A 233-nucleotide genomic window follows, 5' to 3' on the forward strand; every position below is an offset into this window, starting at 1 on the left:
GCGTTGATAAACGCGCCGATGCGGCCACGCGCAACCCTAAGCGCCCCGTTGAACTCTTGTTCGGAGCACGTATAGTCTTCTTTTTTACAAAGCGTCAGAAGTTCGGGGTCTATGCCGTGCCCCGGATCGTAAGCTTCATGACTGACGTGCAGCAGAGCATTTGGCTTCGGCTCCCACACCAACGACACACGTAGGCGGTAGTTCGGAGCTATCATCAGGTACTCTTCCTCGTG

The 233-nt window shown here is 55.4% G+C and carries 1 protein-coding gene; it reads right to left on the bottom strand.

From position 1 onward, the window contains the following. The coding region (locus AC1RP1_RS08505; RefSeq protein ID WP_481762807.1) for a hypothetical protein at positions 1-233 on the bottom strand (233 nt) is incomplete at both ends.

The sequence above is a fragment of the Dellaglioa sp. CoH-56-MRSF-13 genome, assembly GCF_056782095.1.